This is a genomic window from Pedobacter sp. BAL39 (genome assembly GCF_000170795.1).
GTDB lineage: Bacteria > Bacteroidota > Bacteroidia > Sphingobacteriales > Sphingobacteriaceae > Pedobacter.
In genome coordinates, this window is sequence record NZ_ABCM01000013.1 from 110557 (window position 1) to 133332 (window position 22776).

General features: G+C 46.0%; 15 protein-coding genes. 13 read left to right on the forward strand and 2 right to left on the reverse strand.

From position 1 onward, the window contains the following. Positions 1-12 precede the first annotated feature (12 nt). From PBAL39_RS16695 to PBAL39_RS16715, 6 genes are all read left to right on the forward strand, one after another. Positions 13-2688, forward strand: coding sequence for a ThuA domain-containing protein (locus PBAL39_RS16695; RefSeq protein ID WP_008243625.1), 2676 nt, complete (start codon positions 13-15; stop codon positions 2686-2688). Positions 2689-2852: 164 nt separating this feature from the next. Then, positions 2853-3299 (forward strand): DUF1810 domain-containing protein, encoded by a 447-nt coding sequence (locus PBAL39_RS16700; protein WP_008243627.1) that lies wholly within the window; start codon positions 2853-2855, stop codon positions 3297-3299. A 118-nt stretch (positions 3300-3417) separates the two neighbouring features. Further along, a complete protein-coding gene (locus PBAL39_RS16705) occupies positions 3418-4482 on the forward strand; it encodes a GTP-binding protein (protein WP_008243629.1) in 1065 nt (354 codons plus the stop codon). Positions 4483-4554: 72 nt separating this feature from the next. Further along, positions 4555-7797 carry a S41 family peptidase gene (locus PBAL39_RS16710; RefSeq protein ID WP_008243630.1) on the forward strand — a complete coding sequence of 1081 codons (3243 nt, stop codon included), beginning with the start codon at positions 4555-4557 and terminating at the stop codon, positions 7795-7797. 258 nt (positions 7798-8055) lie between these two features. Beyond that, positions 8056-8190 (forward strand): hypothetical protein, encoded by a 135-nt coding sequence (locus PBAL39_RS25850; protein WP_008243632.1) that lies wholly within the window; start codon positions 8056-8058, stop codon positions 8188-8190. Continuing rightward, the gene (locus PBAL39_RS16715) at positions 8180-8485 is read left to right on the forward strand and encodes a hypothetical protein (RefSeq protein WP_008243633.1); all 306 of its coding nucleotides are present in this window, start codon (positions 8180-8182) and stop codon (positions 8483-8485) included. The genes PBAL39_RS25850 and PBAL39_RS16715 overlap by 11 nt, the downstream gene beginning before the upstream one ends. 82 nt (positions 8486-8567) lie before the next feature. Here PBAL39_RS16715 and PBAL39_RS16720 read toward each other — a convergent pair whose 3' ends face one another. Further along, positions 8568-9341: a hypothetical protein gene (locus PBAL39_RS16720; protein ID WP_008243635.1), complete on the reverse strand. Its 774-nt coding sequence runs from the start codon at positions 9339-9341 to the stop codon at positions 8568-8570. Positions 9342-9628: 287 nt separating this feature from the next. Beyond that, positions 9629-11491: a LuxR C-terminal-related transcriptional regulator gene (locus tag PBAL39_RS16725; protein ID WP_039866878.1), complete on the reverse strand. Its 1863-nt coding sequence runs from the start codon at positions 11489-11491 to the stop codon at positions 9629-9631. Positions 11492-11693: 202 nt separating this feature from the next. Between PBAL39_RS16725 and PBAL39_RS16730 the strand changes: the two genes are divergently transcribed. The 7 genes from PBAL39_RS16730 (at position 11694) to PBAL39_RS16760 (ending at position 22730) form a co-directional block, all read left to right on the forward strand. Then, the gene (locus tag PBAL39_RS16730) at positions 11694-12047 is read left to right on the forward strand and encodes a hypothetical protein (RefSeq protein WP_008243638.1); all 354 of its coding nucleotides are present in this window, start codon (positions 11694-11696) and stop codon (positions 12045-12047) included. Between the two features lie 320 nt (positions 12048-12367). Then, a complete protein-coding gene (locus tag PBAL39_RS16735; RefSeq protein WP_008243642.1) occupies positions 12368-12979 on the forward strand; it encodes an RNA polymerase sigma factor in 612 nt (203 codons plus the stop codon). 59 nt (positions 12980-13038) lie between these two features. Continuing rightward, entirely contained in the window at positions 13039-14217 is a 1179-nt protein-coding gene (locus PBAL39_RS24770; protein WP_008243643.1) for a FecR family protein, read from the forward strand. Between the two features lie 241 nt (positions 14218-14458). Then, positions 14459-17830: a TonB-dependent receptor gene (locus PBAL39_RS16745; RefSeq protein WP_198139841.1), complete on the forward strand. Its 3372-nt coding sequence runs from the start codon at positions 14459-14461 to the stop codon at positions 17828-17830. 26 nt (positions 17831-17856) lie between these two features. Continuing rightward, positions 17857-19518, forward strand: coding sequence for a RagB/SusD family nutrient uptake outer membrane protein (locus tag PBAL39_RS16750; protein WP_008243646.1), 1662 nt, complete (start codon positions 17857-17859; stop codon positions 19516-19518). A gap of 137 nt (positions 19519-19655) precedes the next feature. Then, on the forward strand, positions 19656-21080 hold the full coding sequence (locus PBAL39_RS16755) for a DUF3863 domain-containing protein (RefSeq protein WP_157274065.1): 1425 nt from the start codon (positions 19656-19658) through the stop codon (positions 21078-21080). A gap of 18 nt (positions 21081-21098) precedes the next feature. Further along, complete coding sequence (locus tag PBAL39_RS16760) at positions 21099-22730, forward strand: calcineurin-like phosphoesterase family protein (protein ID WP_008243650.1); 1632 nt, start codon at positions 21099-21101, stop codon at positions 22728-22730. Positions 22731-22776 lie beyond the last annotated feature (46 nt).

Sequence of the window (22776 nt, forward strand, 5' to 3'; positions counted from 1 at the left end):
ACTTACACACAAATGAAATTAAAATTTACGTTTTTAGGCATCGCCCTTATTGCATTAATGGGCTTTATCAACCTTAGGGAGCAGCCACGGTTGCTCATCTTCACCAAAACCTCGGGCTTTCATCATTCGTCCATTCCCGCAGGTGTTGCCGCCATCATCAAACTGGGAAAAGAAAACAACTTCCTGGTGGATACCACTTCAGATGCATCAAAAATTACAGAATCCAACCTCAAACAATATTCGGCCCTGGTCTTTCTTAATACTACAGGAGATCTGCTGAATCATTATCAGGAAGCAGATCTGGAACGGTACATGCAGGCAGGAGGTAATTTTGTCGGCGTTCATGCCGCAGCAGATGCAGAGTATGATTGGTTATGGTACGGACGTCTGGTAGGTGCTTATTTTGAGAGTCACCCGGATCAGCAGCAGGCAAAACTGCAGCTCAAAGACAAAAACCATCCTGCGACAACATTTCTGCCGGATACCTGGACCAGAAAAGACGAATGGTATAACTACAAACTCATCAGTCCTGACCTGCACATCCTCATCAACCTGGATGAGAACAGTTACAAAGGTGGAACAAATGGCAGTAACCATCCCATTTCATGGTACCATCAATTTGAAAACGGCCGTTCCTTCTATACCGGACTGGGGCACACGGACGAATCTTACAAAGAACCAGAATTCATCAAACACCTGTTGGGTGGGATCACCTATGCAATTGGCGACAATAAACCTTTGGATTATTCCAAAGCCACTACCGTGCGTGTGCCTGATGAAAACCGCTTCATCAAAAAGGTGCTGATCCAGGGCACACTGATGGAACCTACAGAAATGTCTGTACTTCCAAACAGGGACATCCTCGTTGCGCAACGCCGCGGTGAGATCCTCCTGTACAAGGACAGCACAAAAATGATGAAACCGGCAGGCAAGCTCAATGTATACTGGAAAACAAACGTTGAAGGCGTCAATGCGGAAGAAGGCCTCCTGGGCATTCAGGCTGATCCTGATTTTGCGAAGAACCGCTATATTTATGCTTACTACAGTCCTGCTGACACATCAGTAAATCGATTATCCAGGTTTACGATGACCGGCGACCAGATCGACCTGAAATCAGAAAAGATCGTCCTTCAGTTTTATTCACAGCGTCAGATCTGCTGCCATACGGGTGGTTCCATCGCCTTTGGCCCTGATCATATGCTCTACCTTTCCACCGGCGACAACTCTACTCCTTTTGATGAAGGTAAGGGGCAGAAATACGACACCCACTCCTTCGCTCCACTGGATGACCGCCCGGAGTTTCTCAACCACGACGCACGCAGGTCTGCCGGCAATACCAATGACCTTCGTGGAAAGATCCTCCGTATAAAAATGGAAGCAGATGGCAGTTACACCATTCCCGAAGGGAACCTTTTTAAACCGGGTACAGAAAAAACCAGGCCCGAAATTTACGTGATGGGAAACAGAAACCCATACCGCATTTCGGTAGACAAGAAGAACAGCTACCTTTACTGGGGAGAGGTTGGACCAGACGCCAACAATGACAGTCTTGCCACCCGGGGGCCACGCGGTTACGATGAGTTCAACCAGGCAAAGACTGCTGGCTTTTATGGCTGGCCTTTGTTCATCGGTCCCAATATCCCTTACCATGCTTATGATTATGCCACAGGCATTTCCGGACCTGCTTTTGACCCGCTGAAGCCTGTCAATAATTCCAAGAACAACACCGGACTGGTGGAGCTGCCACCGGCACAACCGGCAATGATTTATTATCCTTATGCAGAGTCTAAAGAATTTCCGCAGGTCGGTGCAGGTGGGCGTACAGCAATGGCCGGCCCAGTCTACCACAAAGACCTTTACCCTGCAGCCACGCGCCTGCCGGATTATTACGACCAGAAAGTATTCTTTTACGAATGGGTAAGGGGCTGGATCAAGGTGCTGACTTTAAACCCTGACGGGTCCCTTCAGAAAATGGAACCCTTCATGGATGGCACCAAGTTCAATGCTCCTATTGACATGGAAATGGGCCCTGATGGAAGAATTTACATATTGGAATATGGTTCGGGATGGTTTAGCCAGAATCCGGATGCAGGGCTGGCGCGTCTCGACTACAATACCGGCAACCGTGCTCCGCAAATCAAAAACATCATTGCCAATAAAACTTTGGGTAGCCTGCCGCTTACCGTCACCTTTAACGTGTCGGCAACAGATCCTGAAAAAGACAAGTTGACCTATCTCTGGAACCTGGGCAATGGCATCAAAAAAACTACCACCCTTCCAAAACTAGTGTATACCTACACCAAAAAGGGTAGTTATAAGGTGAGCGTCCAGGTTCGTGACGACAAGGCTGCAGCGACAACCAGCAAGACGGTAGTCATATTAGCGGGCCAGGATTCTCCGGAAACAAAAGCGAAGATGGCCGCACAACTGGCCAACAATGCCGGAAAAGCACTGATGTTGTCCATGGACTGTAAGGTATGCCATAAGATCAATGAGAAATCAGTAGGCCCCTCGTTCACTGCCATTGCGAAGAAATATCCAAAGAATGCGGCAACGACAGCTCAGCTGAATAAAAAGATCATTAGCGGAGGTCATGGTGCCTGGGGTGATGTGGACATGCCTGCACATCCGACCATCAAAGCTGCGGAATTGAAACAGATCGTCAACTGGATTTATTCTTTAAAATAATCAAAACACCTCATTTCAGGGAATTACATCCGGTTCAGCATCATTCCGGATGTAATTCCTTTTTCATTTTCCCTTAAATTTCCACCAGAAGGTTCATCAGATTGCCATATCACTTATTTCTATAAACCATCTGACTTATGGTTTGTTATCTGCATAAATCAACTATGACGCCCATTGGGCAAGGAACCAACATGGAAAATAACCTGAATAGATTTATCACCGCACAGGAAAAGGATTTCCTGATCGCGCTCACTGAAATTGAATATGGCAAGAAACAAAGTCACTGGATGTGGTACATCTTCCCACAGATCCAGGGATTGGGCAGTACAGAAACTTCAAAACACTACGCCATAGCCAACCTTGAGGAAGCCAGGCAATACCTGAAGCATGATCTTCTCGGTCCAAGGCTGATCCAGATCAGCAAGGCATTGCTGAAACTGGAGGAATCTGATGCTACGAAAATCCTCGGCAGCCCTGATGACCTTAAACTGAAATCATCGATGACACTCTTTGCAGCAGTAGAGAATGCAGACCCTGTATTTGAAGCGGTACTGAAGAAGTTCTTTAATGGTGAAAAGGATTCTAAAACACTCGGATTACTTCAATCTTAAGGATCTGCACCAGCAAAAAACCGAATTGTTCTGATAAAACACTTTATTATGCAACTACATTGCATTTAAAGTGTTTTATCATTTATATTTGCCTGTACAGATCAATTGTAGTTGAGAGATGACAGATCATGCAGGAACAAATTCAGGAAGAATAAAAAACGTAACCATCCTTACCGGTTTTCTGGGCGCAGGTAAAACTACGGTTCTGAATGCCATTATTCAATCGGAAAAACATATCCGTTATGCTGTTATAGAAAATGAGATCGGGCTGGAGAGCATCGATGCACAACTGGTGGTATCTTCAAAAGCTGAGCTGATTGAACTGAACGATGGGTGTTTGTGCTGTTCGCTAAACGGCGAGCTCATTGAAGCATTGAATACTTTCATCACAACAAAAACAGACTGGGATGAACTCATCATCGAGGCAACCGGAATTGCCGATCCCGCAAACATTGCCTTTCCCTTTTTAACAGAACCAAGTATACAAAACTTTTTTAACCTAAGCCGTGTGATCTGTGTGATAGATGCGGAGCTCATTGAAGAACAACTGAAGGAAACTACGGAGGCCATTGCCCAGATCAGTTTTGCAGACCTCCTGCTCATCAACAAAACAGAGCTCATCACCCCAGGTTATCTCCATATCCTGAAGGGCATACTTTCCTCAATCAATCCCCTGGCTGTCATCATGACGACACAGAAAGACCACATAGATGTGAAAAGCCTTTGTTCCGCTGAGCGGACAGTCGACTTCCAGAGGGAAAATCACAAAGAAACGAAAGGCATCCTGAATCTCAGCCCAGGCACGACACTTCCAAATGCAACCAACCGTTTTGCCCCCCTAAGCATTGGACAATCACATAAACAACACCAGCATAGTGACATTGAGACCATCACCCTGCGATTTGACCGGCCCATGCAACTTCAGGAGCTGGAGCACCGCATGCGGGTTTTTCTCTTTCTTCAATCTGCAGGTGTCTACCGGATCAAGGCCATCATCCATGCCGCCGGATATCCCCAGCGCATCATTATGCAGTCTGTCGGCTCAAGATTATCTGTCAGCGAAGGTGCAGCATGGGCAACTGGCGAGGTCAGGGAAAGTAAAGTGGTCATCATCGGCAAACAATTGCAGATCAAGGGATTTGACAAGATCTTCGGCAGTTGTTTGGCCAAAAATACCCCTTAGCCAATTGAAGATCAAAAACACAACCATTATATTATTATTAATTTTACACATGATCAACTAAATCATTATTCAATGAGAAAATTATTACTTGGCATTTTATTCTCCTGCTCTGCAATTGCGGGGACAGCACAGGAAAATCCGCTATGGATGCGTTATCCAGCCATATCTCCTGACGGAAAGAACATTGCATTCGGTTATAAAGGAGACATTTACCTGGTCAGCGCTGCTGGCGGACAGGCAACACCATTGACCATCAATGAGGCGCAGGACATGATGCCGGTATGGAGCCCTGATGGAAAAACCCTCGCTTTCGCAAGCAACAGGTACGGCAACTTTGATGTGTTCAGCATTCCTGTTGCTGGTGGCAACCCCGTGCGACTGACCTTCAACAGCGCTAACGATTACCCTTATGACTTCAGCCCCGATGGCAAAGAGGTCATCTTCGGCAGCGCCAGAAACTCTACCGCTCAAAATGTACGTTTTGCCAGCCCACGCGTTTTCCAGAACCTCTACAGCGTAAAGCTAAACGGCAGCAGACCTCATCTGATCAGCGCTGCGGGCATGGAGAAAGCAAAATTCAACCAGGACGGCAGCCAGATTGTATTTGAAGACCGTAAAGGATTCGAAGATGCCTGGCGTAAACACCATACCTCTTCTGTGACCCGTGACATTTGGATCATGGATGTTAAAAAAAATACTTATCGCAAGCTCACTAGTTTTGAAGGTGAAGACCGCGAACCTCTTTACAGTTCAGATCAGCAGTCCATCTATTACCTGAGCGAAAAAGCAGGCAACCAGAATCTGTTTAAAATGGCTGCCGATGGATCAGGAACAGCGCTGCAGCTCAGTACCTTCAAGGATAATCCGGTCAGGCACCTCAGCCGTGCCAACGACAATACCTTATGTTTTAGCCAAAATGGGGAGATTTATACCTTCATGGAAAACGGCACCCCAACGAAACTTAAGGTCAGCATTCTCAATGACGGAAGGGACAACATCGTTAAAACAGAACCTGTCAATGGCAACGTGACGGAATTTGTCCTGAGCCCTAACGGAAAAGAAATTGCCTTTGTAAACAGGGGCGAAATCTTTGTCACCGGCGTTGAAAGTGGTCAGACCAAACAAATCACACGCACAGCAGCACAGGAACGGTCCGTACAGTGGTCGCCGGACAGTAAGTCCCTGATCTATGCCACAGAACGCAACAACAGTTGGGATATTTACCGCAGCACCATCCAGCAGAAAGATGAACCGTACTTCTTCGCAGCGACAGTCATCAACACAGAGCCGGTCATCCAGACTGCGGCGGAAGAATTTCAACCGCTTTATTCTCCGGACGGGAAGGAAATCGCCTATGTGGAAAACAGAAACATCCTGAAGGTCTACAACATCAAGTCTAAGCAAACCAGAACCCTTTTACCTGAAGGACATAATCATTCCTACAGCGATGGCGACTGGAGTTTCGCCTGGAGCCCGGACAGCAAGTGGCTGGTAACCGACGACCAGAACGGACACATGTTTAACAGTCATGCAGCATTGATCAAAGCGGACGGATCAGGAAAAATCACTTACCCTGTAAACAGCGGCTTTGGCGAATCAGGGAATAAATGGGCCTTGAACGGCAAAATGATGACCTGGCTGAGCAGTAAAAACGGACGTAAATCGTTGGCCATTTCGGGTAGTGCGGAGGTGGATGTTTTCGGCGTATTCTTCGATCAGGAAGCGTACGACAGGGCCAATATGAGCAAGGACGACTTTGCCCTGCTGAAAGAACGTGAAGAACAGGAACGTCTTACCGACAAAGAAAAAGCAACACCTAAAAAGGGAAAGGTTAAACAGGATACTACAAAAACTCCGTTTACACCCGACTTTGAGAACCTGGAAAACCGGAAGGTAAAACTTACCATCAACAGCAGCTCCATCAGCGACTATGTCCTGAATAATGATGCCAGTAAATTATTCTACCTGGCCTCTTTTGAGAATGGTTACGACCTGTGGGTGACGGATACACGTACACATGAGACAAAAATACTGGCCAAGATGGGTGGCAGCCCCAGTGGCATTGAAATGAGCAAAGACGGCAAAAGCCTGTTTGTCAGCAACCGAGGCAGGATCGTGAAGGTGGAAGCAGAAAGTGGTAAAGTCACTCCGGTTTCTATAAACGGTGACATCACCATTGATGCTGCAGCAGAAAGGGCTTATATCTTTGAACATGCCTGGAGACAGGTGAAACACAAGTTTTACGACCCGAAAATGGAAGGTGTCGACTGGCCTTTGTACAAAGAGGTATACGCGAAGTTCCTTCCTCACATCAACAACAATTTCGACTTCCAGGAACTCCTGAGTGAGATGCTGGGTGAGCTCAATGCTTCCCATACCGGCGGCAGGTTCAGTCCGAATATCCCTAATGCAGACAATACAGCAGCGCTGGGTCTTCTTTACGACGAAACCATCCGCACTGACGGACTGAAGATCAGTGAGGTCATTGCAGGAGGCCCCTTAAATGTTAAAACCAGCAAAGTGAAAGCGGGAGACATCCTGGAGAAGATCGACAATGATGTCTTAACAGCAGATGCTGACTGGGCGAAATTCCTGAACAACAAAACCGACAGAAACGTCCTCCTCAGCTTCTACAGCCCCACAACAAAAACCCGCTGGACAGAGCGCATCAAACCCATCAGCATCGGTCAGGAAAGCGGACTGATGTACAAAAGATGGGTTGCTAAAATGGATCAGATGGTTTCCCGTTTAAGCGATGGAAAAGTAGGATATGTCCATGTGCAGGGGATGAATGACGACAGCTTCAGAGAAGTATACGATGTGGTAATGGGTAAAAATGCCGACAAAAAAGCACTGATCGTAGATACACGTTTCAACGGCGGCGGATGGTTACATGACGACCTGAACACCTTCCTCAGCGGACGCAAATATCTTGAATTCGCACCTCAGGGAAACAGACTGGCAGATGCAGAGCCTTCCAACAGGTGGCAGAAACCAAGCTGTGTGGTGATGAACGAAAGTAACTACAGCGATGCTTTTATCTTCCCGTACATTTATAAACAGAATGGCATCGGCAAACTGATCGGAATGCCTGTCGCAGGAACCGGAACGGCAGTATGGTGGGAAAGGCAAATTGATCCTACCTTGGTCTTTGGCATCCCTATGGTGGCGACCATCGGTAAAGAAAACAGACCTACAGAAAACCTGCAGGTAGAACCAGACCTGAAGGTTCAGGTTCCTTACGAAGCTTACCTCAGCGGAACTGACAGTCAGATTGAAACTGCTGTAAAGGAAATGCTGAAGGAAATCAAATAAACTTTGCTTAAGCCTCCGACCTAAGTATTTTTTTAAGCGCCTTCCTGAATTAGTTCAGGAAGGCGTTTTTGCATGTTAAAAATTATATTTTCCCTTTTTACGAGGCTTTTTTATCACAAGCAATTCATGTAGAAACACGAAGAAGTCTTTCATCAATAGAGCAGAAGAGATTATCAGGAAAGAGAGGAAAGCCAATATATATTGAAATACAAGCACTTATGCCATTTATTAACACTACCTTGATGAAAACCCAAAATCATGAGCAGAGACAAGAAAAAAGAGGCAGGAGCGGCCACCAAGAAAGCGCCCTCGGATTATCAGTCCGGAAAGGGTAAGTCTGCAAAGGTAGAGGTTGAAATGTTCGCTAAAAAGCCAGGCAAAAATGGCAAGTAAAGAAATCGCAAAACAGGCCAAAGACTTTTTATATGAGCTGAATACGGCAAGGCATGAATATAGTTTCTCCAGTGGAGATCAATGGACACTTAGCCAGTCTACTGCAAAGGAAAAAACGGCTCTTGAAGCAGCTTTCTATCCCGTATTTTTCACCACATCCAACCCCGCTGAACTTGCTGACCTTACGCAGTTGATCCAGGAAAAAACAGGCAGTGTGTCAGCAACTGAGCAATCAACTGAAAACTCAAAGGACCGGATTTATCTTGTGGCGCATTGCGAAACAAAATTAAAATAACTGTTTTTATCAGATAGTGGAACAGCATGATTCTGCTGTTCCATTTTCCCAACATCCAGCATCCTTTCCAGGTTATCAACCCTTATTTGGCAATCATCCTGATCATATACAGGTGCAGTTCCTGCTCCTCCTCATCGTTGAATACAAAAAAGCCAATATGCCTGCCCTTCCCATATTCACCAGGCAGTTTATAATACGAAAGCTCTGTAGCATAGTTAGTGCCTTCATTGAGCATAATATTCATTAACCTGCCAGGTAGTTTAAACCTCAGCTTTTCTCCATAAAAATCCAGGAGGTAATACATTTTACCGGTCCAGAAGTAACAATTTGAACCACCATTAGGTCCTCCGAAACCCCGGAAGGGATTGAGGCAGCCCAGATGCATCATCCCCCGCTGAAATAGACTGATCGACAGCTCTTCACTGTCGAACCAGGGATGAGAAAACGGAGTTTCATTTTCCAGCAGCACATTATGCGGAATGGAATCCGACTGACGATTGGCGATCTTCGAAGCAATGAACTGACCGCTTTGATCAAAAGTAAATTGCCGGATGGTATTCTCCTGCTGCACCTGGATGTTAAAGTTGGAGGAAAGCGTATCCAGGTAAACATAACCCATATAACTTTCGTATACCAGTGTATCGTAAAATCCACTATCAATCCTGTCGCTGTAAGCAGTCTGATCCAGCAACTTTCCATTAACTTTTATTTCTTCAATAACCGTATTCCGGTAAGTGGTTTTATCATCCAGGCTTTGATAACGCACGCTGTAGACCATCGCAACCAGATGGTTCATCAGATACAGAAGGACAGGAATGGTCAGAATAGACAGAAAGATTTTCTTACGCTTTGTCATGAGCTTTAACAATTCAGGTTACTGAATGTAAACATAATATGAAGGACTGATAAAAATGTAACCGTTTAGCCTGCGCTGACAGATAATGAGTATCCGAAGCACCATATCAAGGATTCGACAAGTCATTTACACATCAGAAACAATAGCTGATCTCAGAAATTCATTTATAAGCTCAGCCTAATTCTAACCTCAATAATGCAAAAGAACTGACCTTAAATCACCCTCCATTTTTGAGATTAGCTTATTTTTTTACCTTAAAATGGAAAGCAGTCGCAAAGTAAAAATTCTTACTTCATATTCTGCAGAAACAGGTTCAGATCATCCTCTTTTCCCAATCCCAGCTTTTGTTTAATCCGATACCGACTCATGCGTACACTTTTAGGTTCAATCCCTAAGCGTATAGATACTTCCTTATTCGATAATCCCATCAGCATATAAGAACAATATTTCAAATCCAATCGCGTGAGGCTTTGATTGGCACGCTGCTGCAGACCTTCAAAAAAGGCGGGATTGGTTTCAAAAAAATCTAACTTCTGAGTTTCAAAATCCTTGTCCATTTTCTTTTGCTGGCTCAGTATCCGTTTGATTTGCTCATCGAAAGAAAGGTGACTTTCCATATCAACCTTTCCGGAGAGCAGCTCCAGCATCTCGTTTTTCTCTTCGATCTGTAAGGTACCTGCCAACAATTCTTTTTGTAAACGTTCCTGGCGTTCTTTCAGTAAAATCTGCTCTGTTTTTAGCCGTACAGCTTCGGCTTCTTTCAGCTGAGCCCTTAATTCTGCAGCAGTCTTTTCCTTATCGATTAATTCCTGATTTCTAATTGACGCCTTTAATTTAAAATTGTAAGAACGAAGCAGAAAAAGCAGGGAAGCCATCCCCATGATGCCGAGAATAACATACCAGGTATTGCGTTTTTTAGCGAAGCTAGCCTCCTGCTGCAAGCTGGCGATCTGCTGTTCATTTTTTGCTGATTGATACTGTGCCTCTACCCTTGTGATGCTGTTGATCTTCTCTTCATTAAATGCTTTTTTGTAATGGTCAAAATATTGCTTCAGGTAATTCAGTGCCAGCTGAGCATCCCCTTTTTTTTCGGCGATATTAGCCAGGCCCTGAAAGATCCTTGCCTTCGTCATCGGCATGCTGACTACACCGGAAGCTGTTTTATTCAGGCCATTTAGCAGGATCTGTTCCGCCTCATCATAATGCCCGTCGCGGACGGAATATTCGCTGCGTAGTCCATAACAGTTTAATAATACTTCCTGTAAGTTGGTTTTAGTTGCAATTTCCGTAGCCAGGTCCAGGTATTTTTCCGCACTGTCCCGATAAATGGCCGGAAAATACTGAAAGTATGCATTAGAAGTATTCAGGGCGATGGCAGCAGTATTGCTTCTCAAAACCAAACGTCCTTCCTGATTCTTCGAAAGCGACAATGATCTCTTATAGATCAATAAAGCTGAATCCAGCAGGCTGCGTTGAGTTGGGGCCAGTTTATAGCGGTCAAAATAGGTCTGCCCGATGGTGAAATAAGCATTGTTCAGCTGATCCACCTGTTGACTTTCAATGGCTGCCCGAAAACATAAATCAGCATATTTTTTTTGTTTTGAAGGATGATTCCCATAGCTGTATATACTGGCTAAATAATGATAGGCAGTGCTCTCATAGTCGGCGGCATTTTGCCCTTTAAAAAACTCAAGTGATTTCAATAGTTTCACTGCCGACTGGTCATTCTGATCATTGACCAGATCCAGCCAGCCACTTCTAAACCAGACAAAACCTAATGTTACGCGGTCCTTTGTTTTTCCAGCATAGTACATCGCACTGTCCCGGCTCGCATAGGCACTCCGGAGGTCTTTCTTCCATACATATAAATGAATCAGGGTCGCAAAGGCCATGGCTTTACCGCGTCCGTCCTTCAAACTTTTACCAATTTGAAGCGCCTGGTTTGCCTGTTTGAAGGAAAGTGGCAGATGCTGTTCAAAATTCGCCTTCGCCAGTTTACATAAGATGTTAGCCTGCTCCTCCTTAGGAATGTCTTTTTGTGCCAGCAAGTTATTCAGCGAATCGAGATAGATGTTTTGAGCTGCTGCGTTGATATGGAAAACAAAGAAAAAGGATACGGCCAGCAATAATGACTTCAATGGTAGATGCATAACTCAAAAATAGAAAAAAGAATTCTTTCCTAAAAAAGCAAGAACAGAACAAAACACTGTAATAAAGCACCTTAACTACTTTCTGTAGACGCTTTGTAGACAGCTGTTTTTAGGACGGTAGTCCGTGTGTAGACCCCGTTTTCTTGGCTAATGATACAAAGCATGGTAATTTTGTATCATTCTATTACTAAAACTATAAACCATGAAAAACAAGACAATGGCGATTGTAGCCTACATCACCCTCATTGGATGGGTCATCTCTTATTTGGAATTTAAAAAATCAACGACAAAAAGCAGCCTGGTCAACTATCACCTGGGGCAGTCGCTGGGGATTATCATTACTTCATTTGTGCTGAGCATAGTGAGCAGCATCATATTAGCAATTGTCCCTGCTCTGGGATTCATCTTTTATATCATTATGCTGATCCCGTTCATATTGTTACTGTTGGGGATTATTGCCGCGAACAACGAGGTCGAGAAACCAGTTCCAGTTATCGGAAAGATATTTGAAGGCAAATTTAATTTTATGTCCGAACAACAACAGGAAAAGATCTAGAAGATCTGATCATACCGTTGTCCAAGCCCCGTTTGCCTGCATTGATTACGATTCCCCTATGTTGCAGTAATAGCCCCTTTTTTGCGCCTCAGAATCGAAAATTGCAGACAACGGGGCTATTTCCATCCCCCGTCCAGCTGCTCCGGCAGTTGTTTTTTTATTTCCATAGTACTGAAAGCATCAGCCCAAAACGTAACTACAGCATTCATCAGTTGGTCCTGCACCGAAAAGAAGATACCGGTTGGAAGAAGCGCAGGCGTTTGTTAATATCTTATTAATATGCAAGCCCTATTTTTGCTTCACATAGAAATAGGGAATCAATGGAAATTGCAAACGGACATGAATTGGTAACCAGAATCCGGAATACGGATTATGGGGCCTTTGAAGAATTGCATGACCAGTTTTACGATCCGCTGTTTCGCCTGGCCTTAAAAAAGACGGGCGATGAAGATGAGGCATTTGATCTTGTTCAGGATTTATTTGTAGAACTCTGGGAGAAACGGGAAACCCTGCACATCACGAATGCCCTGGATGCCTGGTTGCGCAACAGGTTATGGTTCAAATTGTCGGGATATTTCCGTACCAAAGGTTTTCGTGAAAAACACATACAGAAATTTGTTGAGTTCCTGGAGACAGACCAGCATACCATTGTCGATGAACTGGAGACACTGGAAATTAACCAGCAATATGAGGTTATGATGGACCTGATCAAACAAACCATTGAAGACATGCCGCCTGGTATGAAAACCGCATTTCTCCTCAGCAGAGAAGGCAATAATAGCGTTAAAGAAATTGCTACCCAGCTGGAACTATCGCCGAAGACCGTTAAAAATCAACTCAACCGTGCATTGAACCGGATACGGCATGCCATGTCAGATTCTTCCTTTACTTCCGCAGAGCTGCTGCTTTTATTATGGTTAATAAAATCTTAACACATCCTTAACTTTTTGCGTGTGGGCCATTTGGGTCATCTCTGCTTATTACTATTAGTATGGGGGAAAAACGCAATATCAAAACCCTCTTTGAACGGTATCGAAGAGGAACGGCCACAGCAGAAGAAAAGCACAACATTGCTGCGTGGCTGCAACAACTGGACGCACAAGATCAGTCTGTGACGGATGATCGTGTCCGTCAACAGGCCGTACGTTCCAAAGCCATACTACGCCAGCGCCTTACCGCCAGCCCACAGCCGGCCAAAGTCAGAAAACTAAAATACTGGATCCCCTGGGCTGCTGCTGCTTGTTTATGTATTGGCTTACTGACTACGCTCCTGCCCGACTACCTGGAAAGAAAGCAATCCTCCAGTCTTTTCGACACCGAATTGAGTGCCTCCATAATCCCCAGCCGTTCCTTTCTCTTACTTTCCAATGGCCGCAAGGTTTATCTCGACACCGCCAAAGAGGGCATCGTTGCGACAGACCGTGGCAACAGCATCCGCATACTGGGTAATGAAATCCGGTACGAAGGTAAGGCCGGCTTTTTAACCGGCATGCTTCACCCGGTACAACACACGTTGGTTACGGCTAAAGGACAGCAATACCATGTGGTACTGCCGGATAGCACGCGCATCTGGCTGAATGCTGGCAGCAGGCTGAGCTATCCCCTTGTTTTCTCAAAAAATACGCGTCTCACAGAAATGGCCGGTGAAGCCTATTTCGAAGTTAAAAGAGCAGAAAAATGGCCCTTCATTGTCAACATTGCAGACCGCGGGTTTGCGGTGAGGGTACTGGGTACCGCATTCAACGTCTCTGCTTATACGCAGGAAAAAGCCATTAAAACGACATTGGTTTCCGGGCGTGTGGAACTGGACATCAAGGGAAAAGCAAAGACGGTGGTTTTAAAACCTGCTCAGAAGGCGACTTATGATGCGCAGGATAAAATACTACAGGTTGCCACAGTAAATACAAATCTGGAGACAGACTGGATCAGCAACAGGCTGGTATTCCGGGAAACGCCAATGGCGGAGGCACTCAAGCGACTGGAATATTTTTACAACATCAAGTTCGATGTAAGAAGCAAACACATTTACAAGTATACACTTACTGGAACATTCGATGGCAAATCGCTGACAAGGGTTCTGGATTACATGCGGCTCTCTTCAGAAATCCAGTATACCATCACTCATGAGCAGGAGGGCAGTCACAAAACAACCATTGTTTCCATTAAATAAGCTTAACAAAAAACCGGATAAACATTTAAACCAGCATTCTATATGACAAAATAAAAAACCAACGCAGACAAACAAAAACACGGAAATATGTTGAAGCCATATTCCCGTGCAAAAAACTAACGATCAGTTAATTCTTATTTAAAATTTAATGTATTACAAAAGTATAAAAAAAATACCTCAGGAAAAAGGGACTTGGGGACAAGGACCTTTTTGCCTCAATGTAACCAGCTTACTACGTAAAATGAAACTCATACTTGCCTTCTGGCTGCTATCTATCAATGTAGCCTTCTCCTCAGTTTCCTATGGACAAAACATCAGGTTATCTCTGGATTTCAAAAATAAAAAGACCGCAGAAATTCTGCACGAAATTGAAAGACAGTCGGAATACCACTTTTTCTACAATGCAAAACTCGTGGATGTTGATCGCACTGTGACTATAAAAGCGGTGAAAAAGCCAGTCCTCGCCATTCTCGACGAGTTGTTTGCCAATTCGGATGCCACCTATAAGGTGATTGAAAAGGACATCATCCTGACACCGAAGAAAGGTAAAACACGCAGCAGCGACAATGCTGAGCAGCAGCAAAGGACAATTTCCGGAGAAGTCAGAGATCAGATCACGGGCCAGACCATTCCGGGCGTGGGGATCATGGTAAAAGGTACCACTAGCCGGACAGTAAGTAACGAAGACGGAAAGTATACCATTGCTGTTCCTTCCGGAGGCGAAACACTGGTATTCACTTACATTGGTTATACTACACAAGAGGAATTTATCGGTGACCGCAAGGTGATCAACCTGACGATCAAATCAGAAGTACTCGATATGAACGAGGTTGTGGTTATTGGCTACGGTACCGTGAAACGTGCCAATCTGGGTGGTGCGGTGGCTACTATTGATGCCAAAACCTTCGAATCGCGTCCGGTTCGTAATGCTGCGATCGCCTTACAAGGTGCCGCACCAGGACTTACCATCACACGCAATGGTGGTGCTCCGGGGAGCAGCCCTACGATTCGCGTGCGCGACATCTCCTCTATCAATGGCGGATCGCCACTGGTATTAATTGATGGTGCCGAAGGGGACATGAACCTCATCAACCCTGCCGATATCGAAAGTATTTCCGTACTTAAAGATGGTACCGCAGCAATTTACGGTGCCCGTGCCGCAGAAGGTGTCATCCTCATCACCACAAAAAACGGACGCCGGAACCAGGACCTTAAAATCTCTTTAGATGCCTTTTATGCGATCAAAACACCGGCCTTATTAAAGAAACCGGCAAGTTTGTATGAACATGCTTCCATGGCACTGGAAATCACCGATGGATCATTCCCCTATGAATATACACAGGAAGAGTTACAATTGATCCTCGACGGCAGCAACACTGTGATTCCCGCATCCAAATGGGGACGCTGGTCGGGATATCCAAAGTTCTATAAAGACCAGAACTGGAATGATATGGTGATTGGTAACGGCAGTCTTCAGAACTACAACCTGGGTTTGTCTGGCGGCGGCGAAAAATACTCCTACCTCATCTCGCTGGGTGCACCAAGCGAACAGGGATTACCTAAATTCGGGATAGATAATGATAAAAGGTATTATGTAAGGGCAAAAACCAATATCGAGCTCAGAAAAAACCTGATCTATGACCTGAACTTGTCTTACGAAGCCAGCAACAGAAGGTATGCTTCAGTATTGGAACACGGACAAAGTGTATGGGACCTCATTTATAAAACACGCAGCTGGGCACCAATGCACAACCCGGCAGGCAACTTTTATACTTTTGAAGGTTTTGATAACCCTGCACAGGTGCTCGAAGCCGGTGGCGACTCGCAGCTGATCAAAGGTAACTTCACCATCAACAATCAGCTTTCCTGGAAGATCAACAAGGACTTCAACCTGACTGGACGTGCGGTAATACGTAAAAACGATGGCGACAACTACATTGTACAAAAGATGATCTACAACTATAACTGGGACAATGTGAATCACCGTACAGCCAGGAAGCCAAACAGTGCCGAACGCAGTTACACCAAAAATCTGTATAAAAATTTCACCGCCTACGCCGACTACAAGAAAACACTCGGAAAACATGACATTGCCATTATGGCCGGTGCAGCGAACGAATCGTCAGATTACGACCGTTTCTGGGCAAAACGCATCAATTTCGATCAGCAGGAATCTATGCCGCTAAAACTGGGCAGTCCTCAGAATCAGGATGCCTCGGGTGAGGGAAATGCATGGACCATCAACTCTTTCTTTTCCAGGATCAACTATGCTTTTGCCAACAAATACCTGATTGAAGGTACCTTACGTGCCGATGGAAGCTCCCGTTTTGCACCCAGCGAACGTTGGGGATATTTTCCTGGCGCAAATGCCACCTGGCGTGTAGGTGAAGAATCTTTCATCAAAAAAATGAATGTTTTTGATGACCTGAAGTTCAGGGCATCTTATGGAGAAATGGGTAACCAGTCTGGTATCGGCCCATATGATTACATTGAGCTGATCACCATTGGCAGCACCTATTATCCTTTTGGCAACGGCGAACGCGGTCAGCTGGCCACGCAATCCAACCTCGTATCAAAAGCACGTACCTGGGAAACCATCATCTCCAAAAACATAGGTGCAGATTTCAGTTTATTCAACAACAGGTTATTCGGATCATTTGATTACTTCTGGAAAACCAACAAAAACATGCTGATCCCTGTTTCTTACCCTTCCATGCTTGGCATCGCGGCGCCATCGACCAATAGCGGGCGACTTGAAATTAAAGGCTGGGAGCTGGCATTGGGTTGGAGAAGCCAGGTGGGTGAGTTCAAATACTCTGTTCGTGCCAACATCAGCGATGCCAAAAATAAGGTAGCCAGCCGTGTGGGCAACAACCTGATCACGCTGGGCCGCAATGCAACACCACTTGGTTATTCCACCAACTCTTACTTCGGTTATGAGTTCGATGGCATCATCCAGACGCAGCAGGAACTCGCTGATTACCGTGCCCGTTTCCCTAACGAAGGAATCATCCAGTCGGAAGTGAAAATTGGCGACGCCAAATATAAAGACCTTGACGGCGATGGCCGCTTGTCCGTACTTGGTAATGGTACTGCCGGAGCAGGAGACGCCAGGTACCTGGGCGATGCCAATCCAAGATATAACTTCGGACTGAACCTGGGTGCAGAATACAAAGGCTTTGACTTCAGTGCCTTCATTCAGGGTGTCGGTCAGCGTACCATGTTCCTGGAAGGCGATGCCAGCATGCCATTTGCACAAGCCTGGTTCCAGTCCGCCTCCTACTGGTACGGAAAAACATGGACACCGGAGCGCACTGACGCCAAATATCCGGCGATCACCATGACCGGTAAGCGTTCCTACAACTACTATGTCTCCAGCAACACAAAACACAATGTGGCTTATGTAAGGATGAAAAACCTGCAGGTAGGCTACACAGTGCCACAGAAAATGACGCAGAAGCTGAAAATTGATAAGATCAGGGTTTACTTCAGCGGAGAGGATCTCTTTGAAATCCACAATGCGCCCGGAGGCTGGGATCCTGAGGAGAATGGCAGCTTTGTCACTTATCCCTTTACCCGTCATTATTCATTCGGTGCCAGCATCGTTTTCTAATTTATCCATACTACAACAACAAAGTCATGAAGAAATATATTACAACACTTTTAAAAACCACACTGCTGATGCTGGTGATATCGGGTTGTCAGAAGATTGATTTATCCCCTAAGGATGAGTTGGACGACAGCCAGTTCTGGAAAACCCAGAGCGATTACAAGAAAGCCGCAAACCAGCTTTACACCACCATACCGACATTGGGTGTACAGGAGGTGGACAGCGACATTTCCTACGAACTGAACCCCAACAATGTGGGTAACGGAACATGGAGTGCACCAAACACCGACGGTGCCTGGAGCGACCGCTTTACCGATCTGCGCAACGCCAATAAAATCATTGAGAAGAGCGAAACCTATAGCGGAAACATCGCGGAGATTGAAACTTACGTAGCCGAGGCCCGCTTCTTCAGGGCTTACAATCACTGGAGACTGATGGAACGTTTCAACAGCGTGCCTATTCTTACCAAAGTGTTGAATACAGAATCGCCGGAATTGTATGGAAAAAGAGAACCTCAGGCAGCCGTAGAAGATTTCATTCTTGCCGAGCTTGAGACTGCCGCAGCGAAGCTGCCGAAGCAAAGTACGATCGTGGCGGCTGACCTGGGCAGGGTAACACAGGGTGCTGCACTAGCACTGAAAGCACGTGTAGCCTTGTTCGCTGCCACATGGGCAAAATATCATGGACACCGTTCAGATGTTGCTCAGTTACTTAACCAGGCCATTGATGCTGCAGAACGCGTCAGGACCAGCCAGGAATATGCCTTATTTGAAGCTGCGGGAGAAGAAAGTTACCGTAAGCTGTTTATTGACAATGGCGATGATTCAAAAGAGTCCATTTTTGCAAACCGCTATCAGCTGGACATCAGGACACACCCGACCGGTACATCAGTATATTGGGGATGGCGCGGTTCGCCAACCCGAAAACTGGCTGACATGTACCTGTCGAAAACTACAGGTCTGCCCATTACCGCAGCGAACTCAGGATTCAAAGGATATCAAAAGATTAATGATGAATTTGAGAACCGTGATCCGCGTATGAGACAAACCATCCTGATCCCCGGAACCAGCTTCCTGAGCCCTGAAGGTTCTTTTACCGCCGTAGCAGATTTTTCTGTACGCCCGGAGACGCGCACGGGTTATAAAATGTGGAAATTCATGGGTGAGATCAAAGCCCTTTCCACTCAGTCAACCTTTGATGTCCATCTGATCCGTTATGCAGAAGTATTGCTCATCCTTGCTGAAGCGACTTACGAAAGAGACGGTGCGATCAGCGACGATATCCTGAACAAAACCATCAACGTCATCCGCTCGCGTAAAGGTGTGGAGATGCCGCCGCTGACCAACGCTTTTGTGCAGGCCAATGGCTTAAACATGCTGACAGAAATCCGCCGTGAACGTACCATAGAACTCGCCTTTGAAGGATTCAGGCGTACAGATTTACGTCGCTGGAAAACTGCTGAGCTGGAGATGGCCCAGGCATTGAGGGGCATCAAGTATAAAGGCACAGAATATGAAACATTAAAAGTGCTGAACAATGGCAACCCGGGCCTGGTAGACGCCGAAGGTTTCCTGATTGTGGAGCCTGCAAGCAGCCGCTTTTTCACCGTCCCGAAACATTACTACTTCCCTGTACCATTGGATGAGCTTTTCCTCAATCCAAACCTGGGACCTAACAACCCGGGCTGGTAACAAATTTGTTTTCAAACGCTTCCTCCGTTAGCTGCCGGAATTTCCGGCAGCTTTACTGAAGCAATTGGCTGATTTTTAAGATCAATTGATTATTATTGATCATCAGCAGGGCTTATTGTTTAATTAATTTATCAAACGTGAAATATACTTCCGGGACATCCAACAACTTACTCAAACTGTTACTTATAGGACTGACATTTTTTGGTTCTCTGGGATTGAAGACTGCAAATGGCCAGCAGTTCTCTGCGGCGAATTCAGTAAAAACATTAAACGGCAACCGCTTCGTGACGTTGTGCATCATGATTCGCACCACGCCCTGGGAGGTGTCTCGCGATGTCAAGCTGCATCCCCGCGATGAAGGCAGCTGGCACACCCTGGAAGGTGTACGCGCTTTGCGCGAAGCTTTCGCCAAATACAACCCTGAAGGACGACTTACCTGGGGCTTCACCCTCAATGCCCTGGAGGACAAAAGAGACAACTATCAGCAGATCCGTGAATACATCGTTTCCTGCCAGAAAAAATATGGGGATGAAGTTTCCTATTTTCCGGGTTACTTTCCGGCAATGTACCTGCCCCGGGCTCGTGTAAACAGGGAGATGTCTGAAGCCATTCAGCTCATCTCGAAGATGGTAGGCAATGGCTATCGTCCACAATCGGTCATCGGCGGGTTTCTCTCAGCCGACAACCTCAGGTACCTTTCCGAGAAGGAAAACATCCATGTGGCACATGCCACCATCTGGAGCCAGCACAATATAGACGGCGGTGGTGCTGATGGTTCTCCTTCCTATCCCTTCTATCCATCTACAGAACATTTTTGTAAACCTGCACAGGGAAAGTCGGACTTTATCGACTGCGTGAACCTGGATGGCTGGACCATGGATTTCATCTGTGCACGCCGCAGTGGAGCTATGGGACATGGTATTGAAGGCTATAACAGTCGCCGTGGCGTAGGCCCCATTGAAACCTATACCGGCTGGGGGATAGACTTGGGACAACGCGAGGTCATGCACACCCAGGCTATACACTTCGATAAAGGTTTTGAGCTGAATGGTTTTGGCTGGGTGACCAACATCTGGGAGGCTCAGATGGTCCATGAGTTTGGCCAGGAGTTTATGTGTAAAGCGATGGAAACCTGGGTAAAGGAAACCAAAGAACGCTGGCCTGACACAAAGTTTGTCTCCTTTGGAGAGTTTGGAATGTTATGGCGGGCGGCACATCCCGACAACGACTGGAACTATAAGTTCGTGGAGCGCGGGTCTGGCCTTGGCGACTCATACAATAATCTTGAGATCAAATGGTTCACCAACAAGAGTTTCCGTATGGCCCTCTTGCGCGACTGGCATAAGAAATCCGCTCCCGCTTATGTGATCGATTTCACCAGATATGACCTCAAAGCCAGAGAACCTGAAGATCCAAGTCCAAAGAAACCATCCAAAGACTGGAGCCTCATTAACGTCATGAACCAAAAAGGACTGAGGCCGCAGGACGAACCTAAGTTATTAACGGAGCTTGCTGCAGAACATCAGGAGCTCATCAAAAAATATTATCCCGAACTTTTTTAATGCGATCAGAGCATCATTATGAAAACAAAACACATTCTCCTTTTTTTTGCCACCATACTGATCAATGTATCGTCAGGCTTTTTGCCGGCGGTGAAGGCACAGTCGGCCACCGGTGTACCATCAGCAACAGGCTTTGTATATATTGACAAAAACGGCAACGGCAAAAAGGACAAAAACGAAACCGGAGTGGCTAATGTTGCAGTGAGCAACGGCACGGCGGTCGTAAAGACGGACAAAAAGGGCCGGTATGAGCTGCCTGTAGGTAATGACAACATCATTTTCGTCATCAAACCTTCCGGTTTTGGTGTACCCGTAAATGAATCAATGCTTCCCCAGTATTATTATATCCACAAACCTAATGGGTCACCTGCATCGATGAAATATCCGGGTGTAGCCCCCACAGGCCCTCTTCCCAAAGAAATCAATTTCCCACTGATCCCTCAAAAGGAAAGCACGAAATTCAGGGCATTGGTATTTGGTGATCCACAGGTATACTCACAGCAAGACCTTGACTGGTTTAAAAAAGGGATCCTGGAAGAAGTGAAAGGAATAAAAGGTGTCACATTCGGGCTCAGCCTGGGCGACCTGGTAGGCGACAACCTCCATCTTTTCAACGATTATAAAAAGGAAATGGCTACCCTCGGAATCCCATGGTATAACATGGTGGGAAACCACGACCTGAACTTCGATACCGGAGTAGACTCCCTATCTGATGAAAGCTATGAAGCTCAGTTTGGCCCTGCCAATTATTCTTTTGAGTACGGCAATACGCATTTCCTGATATTAGATGACATCCTTGCACCTGACCCCAGAAAAAACAGCGGCTATTGGGGAGGCCTGCGTCCTGACCAGCTGGAGTTTGCCAAAAACGACCTCGCCAACACAGACACCTCAAAATTGGTGGTCATCGCCTTCCATATCCCAATGAAAGACTATGGCAACCGCGCTTTCCGTGCAGCAGACCGTGTGGAACTTTTCAAACACCTTAAAAACCATCGCCACGTCGTGATGTTCAGTGGCCATACCCACCTGCAACAGCAACTCTTTTATACCAAAGAAGAAGGCTGGCTCCATGAAGGCAGTTTACATGAATACAATGCAGGCACCACCTCCGGCGACTGGTATTCAGGTGAACTCGATAAAAACAATGTGCCCTATGCCACCATGCGCGACGGCACTGAAAAAGGGTATGCCTTCCTCAACCTGGATGGAAACACCTATACCATAGACTATAAGGTTGCCGGTAAGGACCCGGGCTACCAGATGAACATCTTCGCACCAAAAGTAATCGGACACAGAAAAGACACACATGTAGACTTCTATGCCAACTTCTTTATGGGACATGAAAAGAATAAAGTGGAATTCCGTATCGGGAATGGCGACTGGAAGAAAATGAAATGGGAGGACCGCATTGATCCTGCTTACTACGAGCGGTTTGAACGCTGGGACCTGACAGATACATTGATGGCAGGCAGGAGACCTTCCGACGCTGAAGAGTCATCACACCTCTGGAAAGGATCGATCAGTACGGAGCTCCCTGTAGGAAAACATACGCTACAGGTCCGGGCAACAGATCTCTTCGGAAGTGTATTTGAAAGCAGTTTTTCTTTTGAAGTTAAGGAGCCAAAACCACTCCCTAAAGTAAAATAAATTTTGATAAATGGCAGTATTCGAAGTAGAGGCCCGGTTCAGTGGA